The organism is Neisseria sp. P0024.S006 (assembly GCF_051956595.1).
Taxonomy (GTDB): Bacteria; Pseudomonadota; Gammaproteobacteria; order Burkholderiales; family Neisseriaceae; genus Neisseria.
Genome location: NZ_JBQCXH010000011.1, coordinates 1 through 867, shown reverse-complemented (window position 1 = coordinate 867; position 867 = coordinate 1). Strand labels below are relative to the sequence as shown.

Sequence of the window (867 nt, the reverse complement as noted above, 5' to 3'; positions counted from 1 at the left end):
GCTGTATAGCAAAGAAGCGCAACGAATGGCGGCACGCCATTTCTACCGCCCCACCGACGAAGCCGTACGCGCCGAATTTAAAACACGCTTCCCCGATTTGAAACTGGTCGGCATCGACGAAACCTTCGGCGGCTGGCGCAAAGCACAAGCACGATTTTTCAACGACGGCGGCGTATTCGATAAGATTTACCGACCGCAAAACTGATTGCATTCAGATATAGTGGATTAAATTTAAATCAGGACAAGGCGACGAAGCCGCAGACAGTACAGATAGTACGGAACCGATTCACTTAGTGCTGCAGCACCTTAGAGAATCGTTCTCTTTGAGCTAAGGCGAGGCAACGCCGTAATGGTTTAAAGTTAATCCACTATAAAACAAAGGTCGTCTGAAAACTGAACTGCACCCCAAAAGTTGGACATCCCCTCCAACTCACAAGGTGCAGTTTTTTTATGAGCAAATATACATTACACTTCAAATACCAAGCCGTACTCCACTACCTGCATATACGCAGCCAACAGCGTACCGCAGACCACTACGGCATTTCCCGAACCCACCTGAGACGATGGATACGCGCCTATCAAGAAGGCGGTATCGGCGCACTCGAACATCCCCAATCCAAAACCATGCCCCAACACCGCAAAAACCCCTTCATCTCAGATAAACCCGACCAAGAAAAAACGCAGGCAGAGCTTATTGAAGAGTTGTGCTATATGCGCGCAGAGGTTGCCTATCTAAAGGAGTTAAAAGCCCTCAGCCAAAAGCGGACCGAAAAGGACAAAGCCAAACCGTCCAAACACTGAGGGCGCAACACCCGCTCAAATACCTGCTGCACATCGCAAACCTGCCCAAAAGCAGCTTTTACTACC

1 protein-coding gene and 2 pseudogenes are annotated in these 867 nt (G+C 49.3%); all 3 read left to right on the top strand.

The annotated features are described in order from the left end of the window. Positions 1–205 (top strand): annotated as a pseudogene (locus ACTHUF_RS11000) (sulfate ABC transporter substrate-binding protein); the annotation flags it as partial. An 8-nt stretch (positions 206–213) separates the two neighbouring features. After that, a pseudogene (locus ACTHUF_RS10995) lies at positions 214–279 on the top strand (transposase); the annotation flags it as partial. A gap of 171 nt (positions 280–450) precedes the next feature. Then, complete coding sequence (locus ACTHUF_RS10990; RefSeq protein ID WP_003763440.1) at positions 451–801, top strand: helix-turn-helix domain-containing protein; 351 nt, start codon at positions 451–453, stop codon at positions 799–801. Positions 802–867: the final 66 nt, after the last annotated feature.